This window comes from Fibrobacter sp. UWH9, assembly GCF_900129715.1.
Taxonomy (GTDB): Bacteria; Fibrobacterota; Fibrobacteria; order Fibrobacterales; family Fibrobacteraceae; genus Fibrobacter.
Genome location: NZ_FQWP01000008.1, coordinates 15,081 through 37,511 on the forward strand (window position 1 = coordinate 15,081; position 22,431 = coordinate 37,511).

Annotated in this window: 19 protein-coding genes and 1 tRNA gene; 6 read left to right on the plus strand and 14 right to left on the minus strand. The window is 49.1% G+C overall.

The genetic code is table 11. The features are described 5' to 3' along the window. Nucleotides 1-123: 123 nt before the first annotated feature. Nucleotides 124-1,941, minus strand: coding sequence for a PEGA domain-containing protein (locus BUB94_RS08425; protein ID WP_139260173.1), 1,818 nt, complete (start codon nt 1,939-1,941; stop codon nt 124-126). Between the two features lie 43 nt (nt 1,942-1,984). Continuing rightward, nucleotides 1,985-3,490, minus strand: a complete 1,506-nt coding sequence (locus BUB94_RS08430; RefSeq protein ID WP_073235952.1) for a hypothetical protein — start codon at nt 3,488-3,490, stop codon at nt 1,985-1,987. Between the two features lie 203 nt (nt 3,491-3,693). Here BUB94_RS08430 and BUB94_RS08435 point away from each other — a divergent pair, with 203 nt between their 5' ends. From BUB94_RS08435 to BUB94_RS08445, 3 genes are all read left to right on the plus strand, one after another. Continuing rightward, the gene (locus BUB94_RS08435; protein ID WP_217653116.1) at nt 3,694-5,484 is read left to right on the plus strand and encodes a collagen-like domain-containing protein; all 1,791 of its coding nucleotides are present in this window, start codon (nt 3,694-3,696) and stop codon (nt 5,482-5,484) included. 83 nt (nt 5,485-5,567) lie between these two features. Then, the gene (locus BUB94_RS08440) at nt 5,568-6,023 is read left to right on the plus strand and encodes a hypothetical protein (RefSeq protein WP_073235959.1); all 456 of its coding nucleotides are present in this window, start codon (nt 5,568-5,570) and stop codon (nt 6,021-6,023) included. A 138-nt stretch (nt 6,024-6,161) separates the two neighbouring features. Further along, on the plus strand, nt 6,162-6,941 hold the full coding sequence (locus BUB94_RS08445; RefSeq protein WP_073235962.1) for a hypothetical protein: 780 nt from the start codon (nt 6,162-6,164) through the stop codon (nt 6,939-6,941). On the opposite strand, the gene dacB is transcribed toward BUB94_RS08445, so the two are convergent. Genes dacB through aroA form a run of 3 tightly spaced genes read right to left on the minus strand, consistent with a single transcriptional unit; the run spans nt 6,928 to nt 12,102 of the window. After that, complete coding sequence (gene dacB / locus BUB94_RS08450; protein WP_083538189.1) at nt 6,928-9,132, minus strand: D-alanyl-D-alanine carboxypeptidase/D-alanyl-D-alanine endopeptidase; 2,205 nt, start codon at nt 9,130-9,132, stop codon at nt 6,928-6,930. The genes BUB94_RS08445 and dacB overlap by 14 nt on opposite strands. A gap of 21 nt (nt 9,133-9,153) precedes the next feature. After that, a complete protein-coding gene (locus tag BUB94_RS08455; protein WP_073235968.1) occupies nt 9,154-10,746 on the minus strand; it encodes an extracellular solute-binding protein in 1,593 nt (530 codons plus the stop codon). 24 nt (nt 10,747-10,770) lie between these two features. Next, the gene (aroA, locus tag BUB94_RS08460) at nt 10,771-12,102 is read right to left on the minus strand and encodes a 3-phosphoshikimate 1-carboxyvinyltransferase (protein WP_073159818.1); all 1,332 of its coding nucleotides are present in this window, start codon (nt 12,100-12,102) and stop codon (nt 10,771-10,773) included. A gap of 92 nt (nt 12,103-12,194) precedes the next feature. Here aroA and BUB94_RS08465 point away from each other — a divergent pair, with 92 nt between their 5' ends. Beyond that, nucleotides 12,195-13,151 carry an acyl-[acyl-carrier-protein] thioesterase gene (locus BUB94_RS08465; protein WP_249269379.1) on the plus strand — a complete coding sequence of 319 codons (957 nt, stop codon included), beginning with the start codon at nt 12,195-12,197 and terminating at the stop codon, nt 13,149-13,151. Nucleotides 13,152-13,504: 353 nt separating this feature from the next. Here the strand turns inward: BUB94_RS08465 and BUB94_RS08470 are convergent, their stop codons facing one another. Continuing rightward, complete coding sequence (locus tag BUB94_RS08470; protein ID WP_073159817.1) at nt 13,505-14,635, minus strand: ComEC/Rec2 family competence protein; 1,131 nt, start codon at nt 14,633-14,635, stop codon at nt 13,505-13,507. Nucleotides 14,636-14,745: 110 nt separating this feature from the next. Here BUB94_RS08470 and BUB94_RS08475 point away from each other — a divergent pair, with 110 nt between their 5' ends. Both BUB94_RS08475 and BUB94_RS08480 read left to right on the plus strand, forming a co-directional pair. Beyond that, nucleotides 14,746-15,111, plus strand: a complete 366-nt coding sequence (locus tag BUB94_RS08475; protein ID WP_073159815.1) for a hypothetical protein — start codon at nt 14,746-14,748, stop codon at nt 15,109-15,111. 102 nt (nt 15,112-15,213) lie between these two features. Further along, a tRNA-His gene (locus BUB94_RS08480) sits at nt 15,214-15,287 on the plus strand. Between the two features lie 244 nt (nt 15,288-15,531). On the opposite strand, the gene BUB94_RS16755 is transcribed toward BUB94_RS08480, so the two are convergent. From BUB94_RS16755 to BUB94_RS08520, 8 genes are all read right to left on the minus strand, one after another. Continuing rightward, nucleotides 15,532-15,678: a hypothetical protein gene (locus BUB94_RS16755; protein ID WP_175547666.1), complete on the minus strand. Its 147-nt coding sequence runs from the start codon at nt 15,676-15,678 to the stop codon at nt 15,532-15,534. A gap of 37 nt (nt 15,679-15,715) precedes the next feature. After that, entirely contained in the window at nt 15,716-17,413 is a 1,698-nt protein-coding gene (locus tag BUB94_RS08485) for an FISUMP domain-containing protein (protein ID WP_073235970.1), read from the minus strand. Between the two features lie 10 nt (nt 17,414-17,423). After that, on the minus strand, nt 17,424-18,257 hold the full coding sequence (locus tag BUB94_RS08490) for a TIGR02147 family protein (RefSeq protein WP_073235973.1): 834 nt from the start codon (nt 18,255-18,257) through the stop codon (nt 17,424-17,426). 221 nt (nt 18,258-18,478) lie between these two features. Beyond that, nucleotides 18,479-19,777, minus strand: coding sequence for a hypothetical protein (locus BUB94_RS08495; protein WP_073235975.1), 1,299 nt, complete (start codon nt 19,775-19,777; stop codon nt 18,479-18,481). 268 nt (nt 19,778-20,045) lie between these two features. After that, nucleotides 20,046-20,360, minus strand: coding sequence for a hypothetical protein (locus BUB94_RS08505; RefSeq protein ID WP_073159805.1), 315 nt, complete (start codon nt 20,358-20,360; stop codon nt 20,046-20,048). A 171-nt stretch (nt 20,361-20,531) separates the two neighbouring features. Beyond that, nucleotides 20,532-20,801 (minus strand): PIN domain-containing protein, encoded by a 270-nt coding sequence (locus BUB94_RS08510; RefSeq protein WP_073159803.1) that lies wholly within the window; start codon nt 20,799-20,801, stop codon nt 20,532-20,534. After that, nucleotides 20,801-21,079, minus strand: coding sequence for a hypothetical protein (locus BUB94_RS08515; protein ID WP_073235981.1), 279 nt, complete (start codon nt 21,077-21,079; stop codon nt 20,801-20,803). Before BUB94_RS08515 ends, BUB94_RS08510 begins: the two co-directional genes overlap by 1 nt. Before the next feature lie 169 nt (nt 21,080-21,248). Beyond that, nucleotides 21,249-22,409, minus strand: coding sequence for a sodium ion-translocating decarboxylase subunit beta (locus BUB94_RS08520; RefSeq protein WP_073159799.1), 1,161 nt, complete (start codon nt 22,407-22,409; stop codon nt 21,249-21,251). Nucleotides 22,410-22,431 lie beyond the last annotated feature (22 nt).

Below are 22,431 nucleotides of genomic sequence, written 5' to 3' on the forward strand. Positions count from 1 at the left end.
TCCCCCTTAAAGTCAGACGAATTCAACCTGATATAATCATTAATGTGAAAAAGATCCCGCATACACCATTATATCGTGTACACGGGACCATTTTGTCAAATTCAGCCAAGGATGGATTGCGGCCTAAAAGGCCTTTCTACCCACGGTAGGAGCGTAGCGGTAGCCAAAAAATATGCTGTTGTCGGAAGTAAGGTTCTGGGCAGTGTCTTCAAGCATACCTCCACTAACACCCACATAGAATTCATGGTTCCTTGCAAACCTGAAACCCAATTCAAACATGCCCACCGCAGGGACTGTCTCTAGATCCAACATGCCTCCATATTCCATACTTACATTAAAGCTTAAGCCGGCCCTCGCAAAGAATTTAAAACCTGCCCAACCCACGCCCAGCACACAGAAGGCATCAATGTTTATCAGTTGCACATCATCACTATAGCTAACATAGTCGCTATAATAATAGTAGTCGCCATAATAGGAGCTGTTGCTATTGTAGATATCGTATTGAATATTCTGCGTTTCAAAAGACATGCCTAATCCGAGGCCAAAAACAAAGCGGCGGCTGGTGGCCAGGTCATATTCAAAACCTAAGCCAAATTTAAAATCCGTGTCAGAACGCTCCTCTCCGTTGCTTGTATAAAGCAATCCACCAAAAGAAACGTTAAAGAACAACTTGGTTTCACGACCGATTGTATCCTTGGGCATACCCGATCCATCAAAGGTCGAAGCCTTTACCGGTGCGTCCAGGTGAGAAGCCTGGTAGTCTTCTTTTCCGTAAACAGACGAGTATTTTGAGGGTTTGTACACATAGCGGTTCTTCTGGCCCGGTTTAAGGTCAGTAACCATGGTCTCCTTGCGTACGCCCATCTGGATCTTGGCGCAAACGGGAACCTGCCCCGTATAAGGAGTTACACCCACTTGAACCCCATTCACGTACACAGGCTCCGGATCATCCCAATTTCCATTTTCAGCAGACTCGATAGTAATATCAGCCATGGCCACATCTAGAGCCTTGCTAAACTTCAGCTTACTTCCGTTAGACACGTTCACCGTAGATTCACGCGTTTCGTAACAGCGATGAGAAACTGCAATCTTGTAATTGCCGGGAGCCAATCTAAACTTGGAGCCGCTCTGAGTCTTGCCATTTACAGTCACCCGTAAATGGCCTGCAGCCTCGTAATTATCCGTAAACACAGGAGCCACCGTAATCGTGCCGAAGTTAGCCTCCATAGAAGCCCACAATTTCTGATTATCCTGCCTTACATCGACGACCGTATCCAGATCCTTATAATTTTCACTAACAAAAAGGAATCGATGACGTCCGGGAGTCAAATACACGTTACAGGGAGTATTCTTACAGGACCCCTGAGGCTTTCCATCTACACTGAGCAAGGCACCAACCGGATCCGTTTGCACATCCACCACATAGCTACGAAAATCGTCGGCTTTGGAAGCCGGCACACCTGCGGGTCCGCCCTTCACCAGTTCAAAAAGTTCTGGGGCCTTTTCTTCGATATCTTCGATGAGGCCCTCCGCATCGGGCTTACGGGCGGTAAAGCTCCCCACCAGTTTATTGGATGCGGTTTCGTAGAGTTCCACAGTCAAGGTCAACTGCTGACCGAACATTCCGATACGCCCCTGGGCAATAAAGTCAGCGGCAATATTTCGGCCAGTTTCAGCCAGGCACGAACCTTCACATTCCTCAATCGTCTTACCCGGAGGCAGCATGGCGTTGATGTTCTCGCGAGTCATGATGGTGTAATCCATATAGGCAGGCAAGGTACGACTGGCAATTTCGCGGAGCTTATCGGTCAGGTACATTCTTTCGGACAGGCCAAGAGCACCCGAACTAGACATTGTCTCCAGAACAGCCACATAGGTTGCAAAGGAATTTACCACCAGGCAAAGCAAAAAGAGAACAGTAAACTTTATACGAGCACTCATAATAATACGCAATAACGATGATTGCAAAAAAGATAAAAACTTTTTATTCAATCAGACCGTTAGCGTATATTACAACCTCTTCGACGTCGGAATCCGTATACATCAAGGGATCTAGCGATACCACATCTGTGATTTTTTTCGCAAGTTCCTTGCTGGAGCGAACAAGATCCCAATTATCCAAAAGAGATTGCAAAATATGGATCCAGGAATCCACTGTTTCAAAGAACGTCTCATAATCCCCAGGAGAACTCAAAACACCGGGGCTATGCCATCCCCGATAATCAATTTTCAGGTGGCAATTTTTAGGCGCACCGGCCTGCATGATCTTAAGCAAGGGCGAAAGTAGATTCCACTCATTTATTGTCCCAAAATCACAGAAACATCTCAGCATATTTTCAAGACACCATACGTCACCAAAGTACTGCTTGTACTTGAAATCCCTATATTCCTCTAGGGTCGGAACGGTCATCAGGAAACAGTCACTCACACAAAGTTCAAGAGGATGTTCAAACAGATCGCGAAAAAACTGAAAAACATCCGCCTTCGAAAAGTCCATATATACCCCGCCTTTATATCGACTTAAATCATTGGAAAGTTCGGTTCCGCCTACCAGGTAACCACGACTTTCAACAGAGCAGACGAATTCAACAAAGGTAATATTACCGTCGGCATCGTAATCCCACTCAAAATAATTGACAAAGTCACCCCAAAAGTCATTTTCATCTGCAGGATTTCCTTCATATGGATCACAGGAATAGAAACAGACATCAGACACTTGTACCGTATCTAAATCATGTTCAACTTTTATGCGGGAATCTCCAGTATCTGCATAGTAGTGTTCCACAAAATGACGGGCCATTTTTAGCAGGCCCCGCGGAGAGGTGTCGTTACAAGTCGCTACAAACTTGAGTCTAAACCGACTGGTCGACTTGATTTCCTGACCACACAGGAAACTATAGGTCCTAGGGTACAAGATTTTTGCCATAGGGCAATTAGGCAGGTACGCAGCCGTCTCCATCAAGCGATGGAAAATACCATAGGCAGAAAAGGTTTCTGAATCACCCAAAGTATAACCGTCAATTCGCCCCGCCTTATGTTCCGCCCAATAATCAGAAGACTGGATTCCCGGAAATAAAAAGGAATCGTTAAATTCTAGAAACGAGATGCGTTCATATTCCGGAAAATCTCGTACAAACCGCTGACCTCGTTCATGGGGGGCAACGACCTTGAGAAGGTCCCCATAGCTTGCAGTTCGCTTGCGCTTCCACTTTTCCGAAAAGCGATACTCCATAAAGCCATTCCAATCGCCCTTGATTTCTTGTTGAATATTGTACAGGTGCGCCATACCTAGACGAAAATCAACCAGTTGACTTACGAGGCGTTCAATGTTTCGCTTCGTATGATGTCCTACAACCTCGCTGTAGAAACCGACGCTCATTATGTCTTCTCCAGGTAGACAGCCTTGTACGATACCCACGCCCCTCAAAAGTCTCCAGACGCCATAGAGATTCTTTGACCCGAACTTAAACCGGCGAAAGCTTTCAGACATACACGCACCTCAAAAGCATTATCGTTTTGAGTGTGAGCGGTGTCAAGTAAACCTTTCATTTTTTACAGCTACTGTTCCACTTGAGAATAGGGCTTTGGGACTTTTCCATTATAAAGGGCTTTATGTCAGCATATATTACATAGCATACTTTTGACAGGGAGCCTTTCATGATTTTCCCAATTTTAACATCACGAAAAGTGCTGATGGCAGCATTGCCTTCGGCCATGCTCCTTGCAGCCTGTTCTAACGAAGACTTGATCAACGCAGAACAGGCAGTTAACGCCAACGGCGAGATTACGGCAAACGTTACGGCATCGGGCACAGTCTCCGGCTCGACCGCAACCAATGTCCAGAGCGTTCCCACCTGTTCCATGGTTAGTGTGTCTAGCGGCATCCATGTCATTTGCAATGGAACCCTAGTCGGAGTGTTGACTAACAGCCAGGTGAATACGTCTGGAACAAATACCGGCAATCAGGAGTTGGCGGGCTGCGACCTGATGGAGCTCGAGAGCAACCTCGGCTACACAGTGACTTGCGGCAACAAGTCCGGAGTAATCCTGAACGGGAAGGATGGTAAAGATGGGGCGGACGGCAAAGCCGGTAAGGACGGCACCTCCTGCCAGACCACTCCTATTCCCGATGGCTCCGGCATCTACGTCATTTGCGACACCTCCGTGGTGGCGGTCTACAATGGTCGCGACGGCCTTGATGGCGCAAATGGCGTAGATGGTAAGGATGGCGTTGACGGTAAAGACGGTCTGAACGGCCGCGACGGCGTAGATGGCAAGGATGGCGTTGACGGTAAAGACGGCGCCGATGGTAAAGATGGTGTAAATGGGAAGGACGGCACAAACGGTGCCGACGGCAAAGACGGTAAGGATGGCAGGGATGGCCAAGATGGAGTCAACGGAACGGATGGCGTTGGGTGTCGCATCCTGAATTCCTCGGACTCCACCCTTACCGTTGTTTGCGGTACCGATACCAGCATGATCAAAGCCACCATCTATAACAACTACACCAACGGAACCCAGACCAGCATCACCTACGAACCGGTCATCGTATATGTTTCCTCCAGTTCCAAGGCTCCCACCAGTAGCGCTGCCCAAGTGACGGTGAACCCCCAGCCCGCCTACAGCTACAGCGTGGAACCGGGAGTCGTAAGCGGATACTGCGGAGCATACTATCCTGGATGCGTTGGTTGTATGACAACTATATACCATGGAGATTCCGTCAAGTTCCAGTTCGACGCCAACGAAACTTCCTCTATCGTAGACATTCTCAATTCCGTTTACGAATGGAAGTTCCCCGGTGCCACCATGGCCTCTTATGATGCTACCGGCAACGACGGTATTGTAACCGCCAACGTGTTCTACGACACCATCGGAACGTTCTACTCCAAGCTTTCCATCAACGGAAATGGTTACGAAAGATGCGGCGGTTATGTAGAGGTAAAGGCATCCCAGATCAGAAACTGTGCCTGTACCGAAGATACCGAAAACACCACCGATACCCATCGCGCCTGGAAACTGAGCGGTTGCCAGTCCTACGCCCCCATTACCAGCTATACCTGGGATGGTGTGGAATCCACCTCTGCCGACGGCATGAGTGCCCTGGCCCCCTACGAATACGAAGGTCAGACGAGGGTGACCCTGAAGAACTCCGACAATACGGTAAAGGAAGTGGCTTGCGGCTATATTCTGGACAACATGACCGGATATACCTTCACCCGCCCCGGCACTTACTACCTGACCTACATGTGCAACAAGGTTGGTCGTTCCTTTGTAACATTCAGGGCCCAGAACGAAGAAAGCGAAGGCATGTGGGTCACGAGCAAGACATCCGCAGAAGTGAACTACAGCACGATTTCCAACACCCTTTACGGAAACGTAAACTACAGCAGATTCTTCAACGCAAGTTCCAACGAGAACGCATCCGGCTCCGCAATCGCCTTCATCTTGAAATCCGGTTCTTTCAGAGTCCACTGCGATTACTAATACAAAACAAGTCTACTCCTCCAAATCAAAGTCCGCTCGCTGCATTTCAAATCCGGCGAGCGGATTTTTTCTATCCTTGTGATATGAGCATCAACGACGCCACAGCCCTCATCAAGAAACTTTCGCCCCTTATGGACGAATCTTCCGAAGTATTTCGGGAGTTGGCCTTCTTTTTCGGAGGCAGCGCCAAGGTGATGGTAAATCAGGCGGACCTGACAAAATTCCTGGGCCGCAAAAGGCTATACCGCGTGATCCGTCTGAAGGGCGAATCCTACAAGGATTGCGTTTACCAGCTGGTAGATGACTACCCCGAATCCATGGAAGCACTGGGCATGCTCAGGTACTACAAGGCCCCCGCAGGCAAAATCCAATGGCAAGAAATCGAGAACGCCGAAATTGCCATGGGCAAGGAACTGACCATGAATGCCTACGGTTGGGCCCCCGATGCATGGACTGCCTTTGAATCCGGCGCCACCAAAAACGACAGCGAAGAAAGCCCCCTCCACGAGATGGTGGCCATTCTGGCCTTCGATTTTTAACGGATTTTTTCTCCCCCCCGCCTTTTAAAGGTGTTTTATAGTGTTCTAAAACACTCTTATCATTTATTTTACCGTTAGACGTTCAAAATGTGCGTTCACATAGTTATTATTCTCTAGTGAATTAACTCGGAGGATTCAATGGCCGACGCCGTCGCAATTTGGAATGGATTTTTGCAGAAAACAGCAAGTCTCCCTGGAATCAGGGTCGACAGGAACGAGTACCTGACCAAGGAACTCAAGCTTTACTGCACCCAGGAACAGCTGGACATGATCCCTTCGAAACGTCCTTACGCCATTGTCAACGAAGACGTGATCGATCGCGTTGCAACGGCATGCATCCGTAACCACACCATCGCCGTCACATCCGCCTCGGCTGTTGCAGGAATCCCCGGCGGCATCGCCATGCTGGGCACTATTCCCGCCGACCTTTCACAGTACTATTTTCATGTGCTGGTACTCTCGCAGAAGTTGGCCTACCTGTATGGATTCCCCAATATGGTTGACAACGACAGCGGCGAACTTTCTGACGTGGCCCTCGACATGATGACCATTTTCGTGGGAACGGTCATGGGCGCAGGGTCGGCATCCCAGGCCATCCACTCCCTGGCGCAAAAGCTGGCCAAGCAGGCCCTGGAACAGCTCCCCAAGAAGGCGCTGACCAAGACTGCCATTTTCCAGATGGCAAAACCCATTGCAAAGATGCTGGGAATTAAGCTAACCAAGAAGGGATTTGCCCAGGCCGTCAGCAAGGCAATTCCCTTTATCGGGGCCCTTGCATCAGGCGGCATTACCGTAGCCACATTCCTCCCTGGAGCCAAGAGGCTGCAGAAAGAACTGATGGCCCAGCGCGGCCTCTTCGCCAACGAAGAGATCAACCTGACCAGCTACGAAAAGGCAACCGAAACTACTGCGGAATAAATTCGAAGAGAACTATGCCAGGAAGCTTTCCGCGGCGACTTTCAAGATAATCTGTAAGGGGAACTTCCACCACCTGCTTCTGCAAGGAAGAGGCGTGGCGCAGCTGCGGCAACTGACCGGGACGCAACACAACGAATCCGGTGTGGGTCACGTCGATCTTTTCGGACTTGGCCACAAAGGCAATTCCAACCACAGTAAAGGGACCCTCGTAGGCACGAGACATCAGAACCATAGCCTTGTCATAAGGCAGGTAACGAAGGTCTGTGGGTTCGTCGTCCCTCTTACGGGTAATGCCCTTCGCCTTAAAGAATTCCTTTTTGGGCATGGTGCGCTGAATAATGGTATCGCCAGGCAGAGGCAGAACCCTGGCATACTTGCTGCCATTCACCCAGTCAACAATCATGTAATGTTTGCGATGAGCGAAATCAATAATGCCCTTGTAGTAGCGAATACGCTGAAGGGTATTGAAAATTGAATCTTCATCCGCGGCCCTTGCCATAGCCAAGGCATGTTCCAGATAAGTTACACAGTTCACGGAATCCATGTTCACCAAGGGTTTATTCTCGATGGTATCCAGATAGCTTTCGCCCATAGCGGCCAGCAAGTAGGGCTTACCGATCATAGCCTTGGAGAAGTAATCCAGACGTTCATGGAAAGGTTTGATGTGTCTGGCTGACAACCACAAAGATTTCATTTCCATGAGGGAGGCGTAACTGTCGTTGGTCTGCATGACAATGCGGGTCCACAGAGTATCCAACACATCTTTCAATTTGGCATCGGGGTTCTTACCGGTATCATTCAGGTACATGGCCAGGGCCAGAGTATCGCCATCCATGGGGAACACATAACCCACCAAGGCATGGGCTTCACCAATGAATCCTGTCTTGAAGCGGGTAAGCCAAGGATAGGGATTATCCAGCTGACGCTTGCTACCTGTACCAGCGCCAGGGCCAGCAAAACTGTTGATATAATAACTGCCCTTGGGATGACGAGCCATCTTTGTCAGCAACAAAGTTTCTGTAGAGGGCAGCAATTTGTTCTTGGGAGAAAGTCCGCAACCGTCCCACACTTCAAAGTGGGTAGAGTCTATTCCCATTTCGGCAAGGAACTTGCGTTCCATAGCCTTGCCGCCTTCGACGCTTCCTTCCCCAGCCATCTGTGCGCCAAGATTGCGGAACAAGGCTTCGGCGTGGAAGTTCTGGCTGCGCTGATTGATTTCGTCAAGGATACTCAACAGTGGAGCGGCGCTAAAGGTGAATTTCTTGATCTCGATACCGGGAGTAACCGTGCTATCGGGAACGTAGCTGAGGCCCTTTTCCTTGAAGGCGTGCATCAGGGCTGCCCTAAAATAAGCCACCGGATTTCGCACAGGAAGAACCAGCTGATTGGAATCAACGCTAGTGCCAATGGTACCGCCAAGGACTATCTCGGGTTTTACCGGATCCAGAGCCCATGTCCATCTCTTGGAACGCCCCTTAACCGTCTGCAGTTCATTCTTGAGAACCACATAACCTACATCGGGAACGATTTCGGCAATAGCACGATCACCAGGTTTTGCACCGGGCTTAAAGCGGATCATGGTGCAGTTGTCATTAAAGTTCAGGGGAGCGATTTCTGCACCGTACCAGGCATCATAAAAATTCTTGCGCCAATGCTCAGCCTTCCAGGGGCCAGTGTAATAACTGGTATCCAAATTCAAGTTTCCGCGGATAGTATCAATCCCAAGGCTCTTGATAGAATCAGCCATGGCATACAGGGCGTCAAAGGGATCCGCATAATAGCGTCCCGAAAAATTTGGATCCCCTTCTCCACGAACATTTACGGTTCCTACGAAAACCGGCTTCAGGTCATAGCCATCCATACCCTTGTTCTTCTGGATACTGCCCAACAGAGAAATCTCGGTCTTGGGTTCATAATCCAGAGGCAGAAAATGCAGGGCCGTAGCCGTAGTCAAAGTCTTTAATGTACTTGCCGGAGTAAACTTTTCGGAGCCGCGAATCTGACCCAGTTCCACACCGGATTTCACAGAACGGATCGAAAGACCGAAACGGGAACCCGGCACAACAGAATCCACATAAGACTGGAAAGGGGCCAGGTCAAAACCGGCAAGGGCGTTTACACAAAGGAACATCGAGAGCGCCGTCATCTTGCGGGCCATCGAAAAATTCTTAAGGCTAGAGAAAAGCTTCATATTCAGGGAACCGTACAGGCATCAACGCTTGCGGCGCAAGACAACAACAATAACGACAACAACAAGGACAAGAGCCGCGGCAGCAACTAACACGACAAACAGGGGACGTTCTGTTTCCTGAGGTTCTTCGCGGATTTCATTTTCATGTTCTTCTACAGGTTGCATCAACGCCAGGCGGATACAAGCCCATAAGGAATCTCGGTCTAGGCCGCTTTCGTGGCGGAGCAGGCTATCAATCTGTTCGTGTGCGGCAAGAACCACTCGAGGAATTTCATCGGACTCATCACTGCTGGTGTCTGCCAGGGACTTGGCAATGCGGCCCACCATATTGTTCATGACCACTTCAACTTCACGCCATTCAGGAATGTTAATGAAGCTGCGGCCATCCTTTTCGAGACCATTAATCAACTGGTAATAGCGGGAGTCCTGAGCCCACAGGTGGATCAGGCTGCGGTCTGCCGGCAAGAAACCGATCTGGCGGGAATACTGGTCCACGTTGTCGGCGCGGAGCAGGAACAGGAACAAATCCGCAGCCTCCTTCTGACGTTGGGCAGACCTGTAAGACAGAAGCTTCGGGAGAGCCAGATGACTTCCGCCCACGAAGGTAAAGCGACCGGCAGGTCCCTTAGGAGAAGGGATGACAGCAATGCCATCTTTAGCCAGGGGACTTTCCATAAGGCCTCCCACATCACTACCGAATTCCATCTTGCGGATGATTTCGGAGGTCCCGTGAATCATGAGCATTTCGGAACGGACAAAGCGGTCGGCAATCTGACTGGAATTTTCGCGAAGACCGTTAGGAGAAATTTCCTGGTCGCGGACAAACTTGAGATAATGACGCAAACCTACCAGGGAAGCAGAATCCACCAGGGCGCTGCGATAGCCAGAGAATCTAGAGGAATCGTTCTCGTGGACCTCGCATTCCACCACCAGGTCACCACCAAAACTCCACAGGATCGGAGCCATCTGCTGTTGAGCCGTCCAGTCTTCGCGTACACCAAATTCAAAAGCTGTCACAGGACGACCGTAACCATTCTTAAGCTGAGCCTTGGCCACGGAACGCAATGTTCCATAGAATTCAGGGAAGTTCTCTACATCTTCATCGTTAAAGCCCATAGAAAGCCACAGACGTTCATTCACGAACAAGCCGCGCACATCCAGGAACCATGGCAGGGCGTAAGTTTCCTTGCCACGTCCAACGTGAGTCGCCTTCATAGCCTCGCTATAGAAGCGTGTGGAGTCCACAACATCCAGAAGGGAATCAATGGAGGAAATCATACCAGCATCGGCAAAGTAGGGAACCCAGCTGGAGCCCAACTGCACAACGTCAGGGACTTCGGCACCAGAAGCTTCCACCTCAGAAGAGTCCATAGCAAACACGCGCTGCAATTCGTCAAAAGCCTCGCCCCAATTCAGGAAGCGAACCTTTACAGGCTTCTTTGTCTGCTGGGAATACTTACGGGTAATCTTCTGCAGGGCAAACCCTGAATTGACACCGTCGTCCATAACCCACAGAGACAGAGTATCCTTGGCAGGCACCGCATGCAGCTCGGGATCGGCAAAAGCCGCTACCGAGAAAACAACCAGCAGAAATAATCCAAAGATCTTATTCACTTTTTCTAATCCAAACACACCGAATTACTTAGCCAACTTCTTGAAATCCTCGAAGTACTTAGGATAAGTCTTGTTCACGCAGGCCGGGTCCATAATCTTCACCGGCACACCACCCAGGGCCACCAGGCTAAAGCACATGGCCATACGGTGGTCGTTGTAAGTTTCGATAGCTACGTTCTCGTTGAGCTTGGCCGGCGGGGTCACGGTAATGGAATCGTTGGTTTCTACCACCTGGGCGCCAACCTTGCGAAGTTCGGCAGCCATGGCGGCGATACGGTCGGTTTCCTTAACACGCCAGCTGGCAATACCGCTAATGGTCATGGGGCCGTCGGCAAACAGGGCCAGCACGGCAACGGTCATGGCGGCATCGGGAATGTCGTTCAGGTTCATATCGCAGGCATGCAACGGAGCGCCTTCGCATTCCACCCAGTCGGGGCCCATGGTAATCTTAGCACCCATCTTCTTGAGCACTTCCACAAAGGCCACGTCACCCTGGCGGCATTCGCTGCCCACGCCCAGAACGCGGCACTTGCCCTTGGCGATAGCGGCGGCGGCAAGCGGGTAGCTGGCAGAACTGGCATCGCCTTCCACCATGTAGTCACCGGGGCTTACATAAACGCCCTTGGGAACGTAAAAATCAGTCAGGCCATCGTGACGCACTTCGATGCCGAAATGCTTCATCACATCCAGAGTCAACAGGATGTAGGGGGCAGAAATCAGCTGACCTTCTACATGAATGTGGAGTTCGGAACCTTCTTCGCCAATGGCGTAGGGGGCGCAAATCAGAAGGGCGGTCAAATACTGGCTAGAAATATTGCCGCGAACACTTACGGAACCGCTCTTCAGGCCGTTGGAGCGGATGCATACCGGCGGGAATCCAACCGTTTCCATGTAGGTGATGTCGGCGCCAAGGCTGCCCAGGGCATCCACCAGGTCGCGGATGGGGCGTTCCTTCATGCGCTGCTCACCACTCAGGTGGAATTCGCCCTTGCCCAAGGTAAGGGCCGCACAGAGGGAGCGCATGGCGGTACCGGCATTACCCAAATAAAGGTCTGCCACATAATCGCCATCTACATTTTCGGGGGCATCCATAGGACCACCGTTGCCCACCACAGTGGCTTCGGTATAGTCGTCGGACATTTCGATCTTGATGCCAAGTTCCTTGAGGGCCTCGCCCATGTAGCGGGTATCATCGCTGCGCAAAAGGTTATGCAGCTTTGTGGTTCCGCGGGCCAATGCCGAAATAAGGAAAACACGGTTTGTAATACTCTTGGATCCGGGGACTCGAACTTCACCATTGTAAGAACTGAGTGCCGGCAACTGTAACGAACTGGGACGAGAAAATGCTTCTACCATGGGCACAAATTTATAAATTGTGAAGGAATTTTTCTGTGATGTTGCAAGCATTTAAGGGTCTAACGAGAGCGACGTCACACTGCGAGGATTTAATGATTTTTGAAAAGCTATTTGGTAAAAAAAAGCAGGCCGGTACCGCAAACACAGCAGATGGTGCCGTCGAAGTCGCAGGTACCGCCGCGAAAAAATCCCAGGGGTTTGACGCCTCGTCCATCGCCGTAACCCCCATCAGCCCGGAGCTCATGGCAAACGCCACCCGCACCGCCCCAAACTCCGACGAAGACGACACCGACGAAATCACCGAGCTGAAATTTACCGTACGCTTTTCGGACTGCGATGAACACAATCGCCTCAAACTTTCTAGGCTGTTTCAGTTTACCGAAGAAGCCGCCTTGTCAGATGCCGAACGCAAGGGCTATGGCTTATGGAACATGATGAAGGCCGGCTACGGCTGCGTCGTGACCCGCATGAAGTTGCGCCTGAACCACACTCCCGTTTTAGGCGAAGAACTGCTGGTCAGCACCTGGGCCAAGGAGAACTACAAGGACAAAGTAATATACAAGGATTACAGGGTCTGCGATGGCCGCGGCAACATCCTGGTCGAAGGCACCTCCTCCTGGCTGCTGGTGGACTTGAAAACCGGCAAGGCAGTCCCCCCATCTACCAGCCCCTTCCCCCTGCCCATCGAAGAAGGCCGCGAAGCTCTGCCCTCCAAGCTGGACATCCTTTCTATGGGATTGTTCCCCAAGGTTGTGGACCAGGTTCAGGGCCGCAACACCGACCTGGACATCAACCATCACGTCAACCACTGCCGTTATGTGGACTGGGTTCTGGACGCCTTGACCCGCGAAGAAGTCAAGGACCGCGGCATCCGTTCCATCCAGATGAATTACATCCATCAGATTCCCCTTGACGAAAAGGTCGACATCGTCCGCTTCAGGGATTCCAAGCACCACGCCGTACTCTTTGGCATGAACGCCGAAGAAATGAAGAAAAACCCTCTCAAGGCCAAATGCCACTTCCAGGCCCGCGTAGGATTTTTACGATAAACGCGAAAAGGCTTTTCAAAAAGGCATTTTTTGGGGAAAGTACTAACCAAATGAAGGAAAAAGGGCTTTCGGTTAGTAAATATTTAGTTTGTTCGCAAGCAAAACAAGCAAATTGGGGATTTTTACCACCCACAAACCTCAAAAAAGGCCATATATCCCGCAACAACGTTTAATTTCGCCACAAAAACAGTTAATTTATCCACAAAACTACTAACCAAGCGCTCGTAAAAAGGCCATTTGGTTAGTAAAATCCGAAAAAAAACACATTCTCAAGGTTGCGGGAGCGGCGGTTGCAGAGTCGTGGGAGCGGCGGTTGCAGAGTCGCGGGAGTGGCGGTTGCAGAGTCGCGGGGACTATGGTACAACGCCTACGCCAGGCACCAGCATGAAAGTAACATCGCCCTCCCGGTCGGTGCGGAAAAGATTCGTTACGTCTGCGGAGTTTGAAGTTGTCGCAGAAATTTCCGCATCCGCGGAGTCGGGGGACGTCGCGGTATCGGCCGCGGAGATTGTCGCGTCTGCGGAGGGAGTCGCGGAATTGGAGATCGCCGCGGAGCCCAGCACGTATTGCAGCTTTCGCAGGACAGGTTCCGCGGGGTGGCCGTAACTATTGCGGGCCCCCACGCTAATAACCGCATACCGGGGCGACACCCCGCTCAAAAATCGCAAGGTGGAACTGTGGACGGAACCGTGGTGCCCCACCTGCAAAAGATCCGCCGACACATCCGAGGTCACCTCCAGCAGGCGGCACTCCCCCAGCGAATCCAGATCACCCGTCAGCAGAAACGAGCCTTCGTCAGTACCGCCGGCGGACACCCCGACGTTCCCAGCAGACTCCCCGGAGCCATCATCGACAAGGCGGCCCCGCAAAACGACGCTGGCCCCGTTTTCGCCCACCTGCAGATATTCCACCGGCCAGAGCACCGTCAGCAGCACCTTGCCCAACGACACTTGATCGCCGCGGTGTAAAGTGTCTATGGGAATGCCCCGCCGGCGGGCGGAGCGCAGTACGCTGTCCACCAGAATGCCTCCCGAGGTATCCGGCCCTACCATAAGGCGCCCCACCGGAATGGCCCGGCGACCGTCCGACGAAACAGACCGCGAATTGTCCGACGGACCAGACCACGAATTGTCCGACGGACCAGACGACAAATCGCGCGACGGACCAGACGGATCTGCCAGCAGTTCCAGCAGCCCGCCCAAATGATCCCGATGATTATGACTCAGCAGAACCCAGTCTAACGAATCCACCCCGTGGTCCCTCAATTTTTCTATAAAATTTGCGGAATCCGGCCCGCTGTCATATAGGGCGTAACGCCCTCCATATTCCAGCAGCACCGAAAGCCCCTGGCCCACATCCAAAAAAGTCACCCGGCCAACCTCCTCTTCAGCCCCTCCCCCAGACACGTATTGACAGCCCCAGGAAACCATGGCAAAAAACGTCAAAATTGCGCAAAACAGACCAAACCAGCCATATTTTTTCATCAACAGACCTCCAAATTAAGGAATAGCATGTACTTATACACGCACGAAAACGCAAAACGTTCATTTTTCCGCCTTTTTTTTACTATCTTTCCCCTTAAACGAGGTTTGTTATGCAATTACCCAAGTACAAAAAGAAGAAGCGCATCAAGTTGAAAGTCTGCCAGGAACCCGGCTGCGGCCGCGAATTCTGGGGTCACCCGATCGCCAAGTACTGCGAATTGCACCGCGACATCAAGCAGCGCCAGAAGCAGAAGAAGGATGTGGAAAACATCGAATCCAAGAACATCATCTTCCGCCACAACTACACCGAGTCCATGGACTTGACCTTCAAGTGCTGCCTCGACGGCTGCGGCGAGTCCTTTAGCATCCGCGTGTTCCCCAAGCAGTACATTTACCCCCGTTTCTGCGAAGAACACCGCAATGACTTTAAGCGCGCCAATTTCCAGCGCATTATGGCCAAGATGAAGAACGACTAATTTTTTGGGGCCCGCGGGCCAAAAAAATCAGATTTTATAAAAAAAATTAGGAGCTACCCTTGAATTTCGGGGTAGCTTTTTTATATTTGGGCCACATTCATGGTGGATGTAGCTCAATTGGTTAGAGTCCCAGATTGTGATTCTGGATGTTGTCGGTTCGAGTCCGGTCATCCACCCGAATAAAAGAAGACCTCGCAGAAATGCGAGGTCTTCTTTTTTTTCATGCAAGGGCGAGGCCCCCTTGGAACCCACTGGCAATCACCCTGCGATTGCTGACTGTAGACTCCGCTTTCATTTAGTCTGTTTCATACAAGGGGGAGATACTCCCCCTTGCCCCCCCCCCCTGGGCAATCGCCCTGCGATTGCCGGATGCTGATGGTTGCTGATGGATGCAAAAAAGCAAGGCGATGCCTTGCTTTCTTAACAGTCTTTGGGGAGTTCGGGTTGGCTGTTGAAGCCGACTTGCGTTACTGGGGGCGCGTCCAGGCCGCTGCCGGAATACAGCAGAGGGCGAGCCTTCAGCTTTACCATTTTCATCCGAGGAGGATTGTAGTCCTTACGCTTCATATCCAAGACTCCTCCTAACCCTGAACCCCCAAACGCGTTAGTTCTTGATGCAACGGACAGACATAGGAACACCAAATTCATTCGTATGGTTGGCATATACCCTAGGATATGCAAATCCTATTCTATTTCCATCATTTTCTATAAAGGTTCTGTCATCAGAAGCATTAGGTTCTTTTTCAGGAATGAATACGAATTCATCGTAAGACGCAAGCCCAAATTCCACGACATCCGGCCAAGCCCCATAAACACTTGGGTAACCAACAAAGTTCAGCAGAGTCATCCAATCCTCTCTAGACGGGATTCTCCAGCCATCGGGACATATTCCTTGATGATTCTGAACATCTATCGTCTCAAGAAGTTCATCAGTCCGAAGCTCGGCCAAGGAACAAGCTTGGTAAGCTACAAGGCTATCTAGTTCATCCAAACGACTTTCAACGCATTCCTGCAAATAAGTTGAGGCGTAATCATCACCGAGCATCTCCGCCAAATCTCCCAAAAAGGAGTCTAAATTCCCTTCCTGCACATAGCCTGTCGTATCCAAATTCATCGCCTCAAGCCAGGTATAAAGATTTCCCTCGTCGTCACATTTTTTCGGATCTTTTTCAGGACACCTGGATTTTCCATTCAATGCATATTTCAAATTTTCCGACATCCATGTTTGCGTTTCCCCATTCGCAATAAAAGATGTCGTTTTATAGACACGTCCATCGCGAGCATCCGTCATCAATCCTACCGTATGAGGATATTCCTTCATCTGTCGGATCCACAACCCGTCGTGACACATCAACATTGTGTTGGAGGCGAACTCACCCCATACGGGGCCAGCGGTAGACCAGCCTACTTCATGGAATTCGCCTTCTTTCAAGTTGTCACATTGACCGAGTTCCAACAAAACAGCTATATAGTTAGACACGTAATTACTTGCCAACTGAAGCATTTCCTTGGAAGGTCTAGCAAATCCGGCTTCTTCAAAACAACTTCCATTCAGCAAATACTGATTGTCAAAATCATAAATCGCCATCCTCAAAAGGCAACTTTCATCAAACGAACAATGATCAAGTTCCCTAGTCGTCTCGGCAAGATAACTTGCCGCAATTAAGACTGCATCCGACCTGGTCGTTCCAGAGATAGTCATTTTTTCAAATTTTTCATATTCTCCGTAAACGCCTAATTTCCTTAGAATGACCTGTTCCGCAGAATCTAAGGCTTGCACAGCACTTACTCCTTGAGAAATAAGGCGAAGAACTTCCGCATATTTCCATTCCGTCAAGACATTAACATTTATGGTCGAAAGATCGTTTGCATCGACAATGGCATGGTATTTCACTTCTTCGCTTGTAGAATGAGTTTTCAGTTCTCCAGCCACAGTCAGTAAACCATATTTCCATTTAGGAAAGTCAATGTTTAATTCAAAGTCAAAATCGTTATCCAAGTCAAGTGTTCTGCAAGACTCCGTTTCAGAAAATGAAACTTCATCTAGCTTACAGTATTTCACTGTTTTAGGAACAAAGGGTAAACCGGAAACTTCAACCACCTTTGAATTTTCCTCCGTGGCAATTCTAGCAAGAGCATCAATGTGTACCTTCAAGGCAACACTTGTTTCCTCTGAAACTCCATTGGCCACATTGCCGCCGTTGTCTGTACAGCCCATCATTGCTACGACTGCAGCAGTCATCAAGCTTGCGCCACTTGCGGCAGCAAAGCCTGCACCTATCTTTTTGAACAACTTCTTCATGATAATCCTCCTATTTCTTTTCCCCTGAAATTTTTTGAGACATGGGAAAGAGCTGCATGTTCAAGCGATAGACTCTTTCCATTTTATCGTCAGCCATGACGATGTCTGCCACACTCTTTCTGAACTCGGCGATTTTCTGCACCACCTTTTCGTAGGACTTTTCAGAAAGCCCCATGGTAAGGCCAGAAAAATGCCGTTCCTTTTGAGACACGTTCTCGATGGTATCTATGGCCAGCTCGCCCATCTGGCGGTGCAACTGACGAACAGCCAGTGGCGTGATTTCCATGGGGCCGGTGGTGACGAACTGCTCCGTTTGACGATAGCTGCCATCGGATTCCTTTTTGAGAAGTCCCGACTTTGTCAAAAAGGCGAGAACCTCGGAAACCTCTGCCGCGGTAATTTTAGGCATGCAGGCCTTGGCCATTTCCAAGGGCTTTGCGCCGGGCATGGCCGGTGCCAATTCGCGGATTACAGGATTCTTCCAGTCGCTAAAATAACGGAAGGAATCGCCTTCTACAACGGTCGCCTTGTGGGCCGCAGCGATACCGAGCATCTCATTGAAAAGAGTCCTTCTGGATTCGTTATCCTTGGCATGGTTCAGATTCACCAGGACCTTGAAGTAATCCACCTCCCAGTCCCTGAGCCCCATGGCTTCTGCGACTCGCTCAACGGCGGCTTCGCTCAGGTTGTACTTGCCCTCGGCAACCAGCTTAAGATAGACCGGCGAGGAAAAACCCGCGCTCTTGGCAAAGTCACGCCATGTAAAGGACTTTCGCGCCTTGCGATCCGCATAGTAATCAGCGATGTACCTGCGATAATCCGTGTACTCAATAATTTTTTTCATTGGGACCTCCTATTCCCTTGACCCCAAATTTACCTTGTTACAAAGAAAAATCAATATTTCGCAACACAGAATATCAAAATTTTTAACAAGAATTAAGAAAATTTTGTATCGTGAAAATTTCTAAGCAAAAATACGATACAGAAATAATAAAGGAGATGCCGGATCGCGCCCGGCATGACAACAAAAAAGCACGGCACGACTTCTAAAGTTCAGCTTCCGTTTTATTCTTCGCAGGGGCCACTCACCCGAATACTAAAATCATAGGATTCACTGAAAAATTTTTTCCCATCCTGAATCTCTAAGACTAATTTAGCAGGCAAGATTTTGTCATTAAGTGATTTCATATTTTTGACGTTATTCGGCAAATAAAACCATTCCTTAGGTAAATAATCATCACCTTTTCTTTCAAATACCCCGTCCTTAACAGAGACATATCCTTTCCCATAATCAATCTTTGTCATAATCCTTCTTTTAACACTATCATCACAATAAATACATTTTCCTTCAGACTGAAAAGCATGTCGAGGAATGTAGTCAAGTTCCTTCTTTAACGTTAGGCTGTGACGTTTGTTATCAAAACAATACTCAGCAACAACCCTATTTTTAGCACACGGGCCAACAATAACCGCATCAAAAGATTTACGATACAAACAAGAACCCCCATTCGATTTAAATTCCCACATGCCCTTAAAGGGCTTCCAATAATACCGGACAATTGAATTCAACGCATCTTTCAAATGAAAATGCAGTCTATCACGATCAACAGGACTTATTTCCATTGCAGACATTTTTAAATTTCTACAAGAAGTATCAGATAATGATGGCGCATCAAAGGACTCAACAATACGCGCCTGAAAATCACCAGAAGAATCTGAGGGAGCATCAAGAACAAATTTAGTTTTATAAATTTCTCCCATATCAGAAGCGTATGGTTCTATAACCCCCTCTCTCACCAAGTGAAGACCATACATATCCGCAGACCTAGATTCCACACAAAATTCAAATGTTTCCGGCTCAACAGAGCACTCTCCCACTATGACAGCCATAAAATCCGAGGAGAGTTTCACTTCTGTATTGTAGAGTTCCGCAAACCACGTTCCCTTTAATTCTTTTCCATAATACGGTTTCAACGATTTTTTAGCATTTTTTAGATAATAACAAAGACAGGAAGAACCTTTGACTAGCTCTGTTTTCAAAGATTCAGTTTTTTTCTTAACATCTTTAAGCCCCCCAAAACAAGCATGAAAACCCATTCTAAGCAGAGAATCCATTTTCTCATCCTCTGGGGCATCAACAAAGTAATTGTAGTACCAGTCAGAACAACCCACTTCAACAGAATCCGGAATAATCCAGTTTGAGTCCGTAGGAATTCTAATATTTTTCAGCAAATACAATTCATACGAGTTATCAGTTCCGATTTTCGCACAAAATTCAGCAACTTGCCCGTTCTTGTTTTCGGCAATCGCATGAGAAAAGAAAAGAACGGTAAAAACCAATCCTAAACATCGAATTTTCATCATAACTTACACCTATCAATTTGCATATCGTGGTATTTATTCACAGTATCCTGAACACTAGGATAGCTCAAATGGCCTTGGCTATCATTGTAATCAATTGCATTTTGAGCATCAAAAAGCGACTGAAGTTTCCACTCTACTTGTTTCCAAAACGTCTCTGCCGCCTTCTCTGCATAAGCTCTATTTTCATAAACAATGCAATCAGCAAGTAACGACGTGTTAAGCCAAAACAAACAAGCCAACAAAATTATCTTTTCACCACTCCAGCCCTTTACTCTACGAATTTCATGTTAGGATATTTCGCCTGAACGCATTTACGGAATTCCTTCGTGCCGGAACCATACTTCTCCTTACATTCGCTAAAATCGTAGGCACCTTTTGTAATGGGCTTAGGAGGAGCAGCATTTAAAAAACGCTCTTGCGTTTCCAACGGTCTTTGGAGATGCAATTCATTCGGACCCGTCAGGATTTGCGAATCTTGAATTCTTGAGGTTTCAGGATGGTTATGGGTCAATGCCTTACGTTCTTCATCATTGCAAGCTGCGACAAGGAACGTCATTGCAATTAGCATCGCAATTGTCTTCATATCATTCTCCTATATTCCTAACAGACAAAAAAAATAATCATTCCTGACAAATTATGCAACCTCGTTTTTTGTATATTCTTACCAACGTTCGCGGACGCGGCTTTTGATCCGTCGCAGGCGCAGCGATTTTCTTAGATGGCGGCCATTGACTGCCCATGGAGTTAGCCCCAACTAGGCTATTCCACGATTTTTTACATCCACATATTCAAGTCCCGTTTCCAATTGCAACTGGTTTACAGCATCCACAGCAATAGATTCATCCACAAGAATAAAAGACTTTTCCCTTATCTGCTGAATTTCGTCAACGAAGTCTTCATTGCAGGTCAATTCGCGATAAACGGCATGCGGTATAACAACAGTTTCAAACAACTGCTGCAACATATCCAAGCGATTGATTTTCAGGAAAGATATTAACGGAGTGGTATCGGATACAACGAGCATTACCCTTTCCTCCGCACTGCATCGTAGGTCGCCAATTCTTCGTTCAGCATATTCGCATCACCATCGATATACGGAATTCCCATATCTCCATAGAGAGCAATTAGCCTTTCCTTTGGTATTCCTAAAATTTCAGCAGCACGGCCGTGGGAAATAGTCAAATCTTTAATGTAAGGGTATAAAATCAAGGCATTACGCACCAACTCGTCACGGCACTGGTTTTCCGTGATGAAATCATGCATTGATTCCGGGACCTTGATTGCTACAGTTGTGAGTTCCATATTGACTTGTCCTTCTAATATACAAACACATATAAATTGGAGCAAGTGGCAGAAAAATGACATTGTACAAAAAAAGGAAGACCTCGGTTCATCACCGAGGTCTTCTTGGATCCTGTCTGATCCTGTCTGATCCTATCGCTACGCTCCAGGATGACAGCTCCAGGATGACTTAGCTCAAGCGGCTAATCATGTAACCAGCGCAAACTGCGGTACCGATCACGCCAGCCACGTTGGGGCCCATAGCGTGCATCAGCAGGAAGTTCTGCGGATCGTACTTGGCACCTTCAACCTGAGAAACGCGGGCAGCCATGGGAACTGCAGAAACGCCTGCGGAACCAATGAGCGGGTTCACCGGATTCTTGGGAGAAAGTTTGTTCATGATCTTTGCGAGGAAGAGGCCTGCGGCAGTAGAGAAGCCGAAGGCAACCACGCCCATAGCGATGATCATGAGGGTCTGGGGGCGCAGGAAGATGTCGGCAGACATGGTGAGGCCCACAGAAGTACCAAGGAAGATGGTCACGATGTTCATGAGTTCGTTCTGACCGGTCTTGACGAGACGATCAACAACGCCAGATTCCTTGAAGATGTTACCAAGCATAAGCATGATGATCAGTGCAGATGCATCGGGCACAACCAGGATGCAGACGATCATAACCATGACGGCGAAGGCAATACGTTCGGCCTTGGAGACCTTGCGGAGAGACTTCATGCGGATCTTGCGTTCTGCATCGTTGGTCATGAGGCGCATGATGGGCGGCTGAATCAGCGGCACCAGAGCCATGTAGGTGTAAGCAGCCACGGCGATGGGGCCGATGAGGTGCTTAGCCAGCTTGTTGGCGGTAAAGATAGAGGTCGGACCGTCAGCACCACCGATAATACCGATGGAAGCTGCTTCGCCCAGAGTAAAGCCACCGAAAGCAACGGCGCAGAACATGGTTGCGAAGACGCCGAACTGAGCACCACCACCCAGGAGGAGGGTACGCGGATTTGCAATCAGCGGTCCAAAGTCAGTCATGGCACCCACGCCCAGGAAGATGATGGGCGGGAAGAGTTCCAGATGGATACCCTGGCTGATGTAGTAATAGAGGCCTTCAGTCGGGACAAACATGCCCTCGATGCTCCAGCCACCATCATAGAATCCCTTGGTGGGGATGTTCACCGCAAGAGCGCCCAGTGCGATCGGCAAGAGCAGCAGCGGTTCGAACTTTTTCACGATTGCCAAGTACATCAGGACGAAGCTGACAATCCACATCACGATCATAGACGGCGTGATGTAGGCAAAGCCAGTGTCGCCAGCGAACTGGACAACGGAGTTAAGGATTGAACTCATTTATATGTACCTCAGTAGGCTA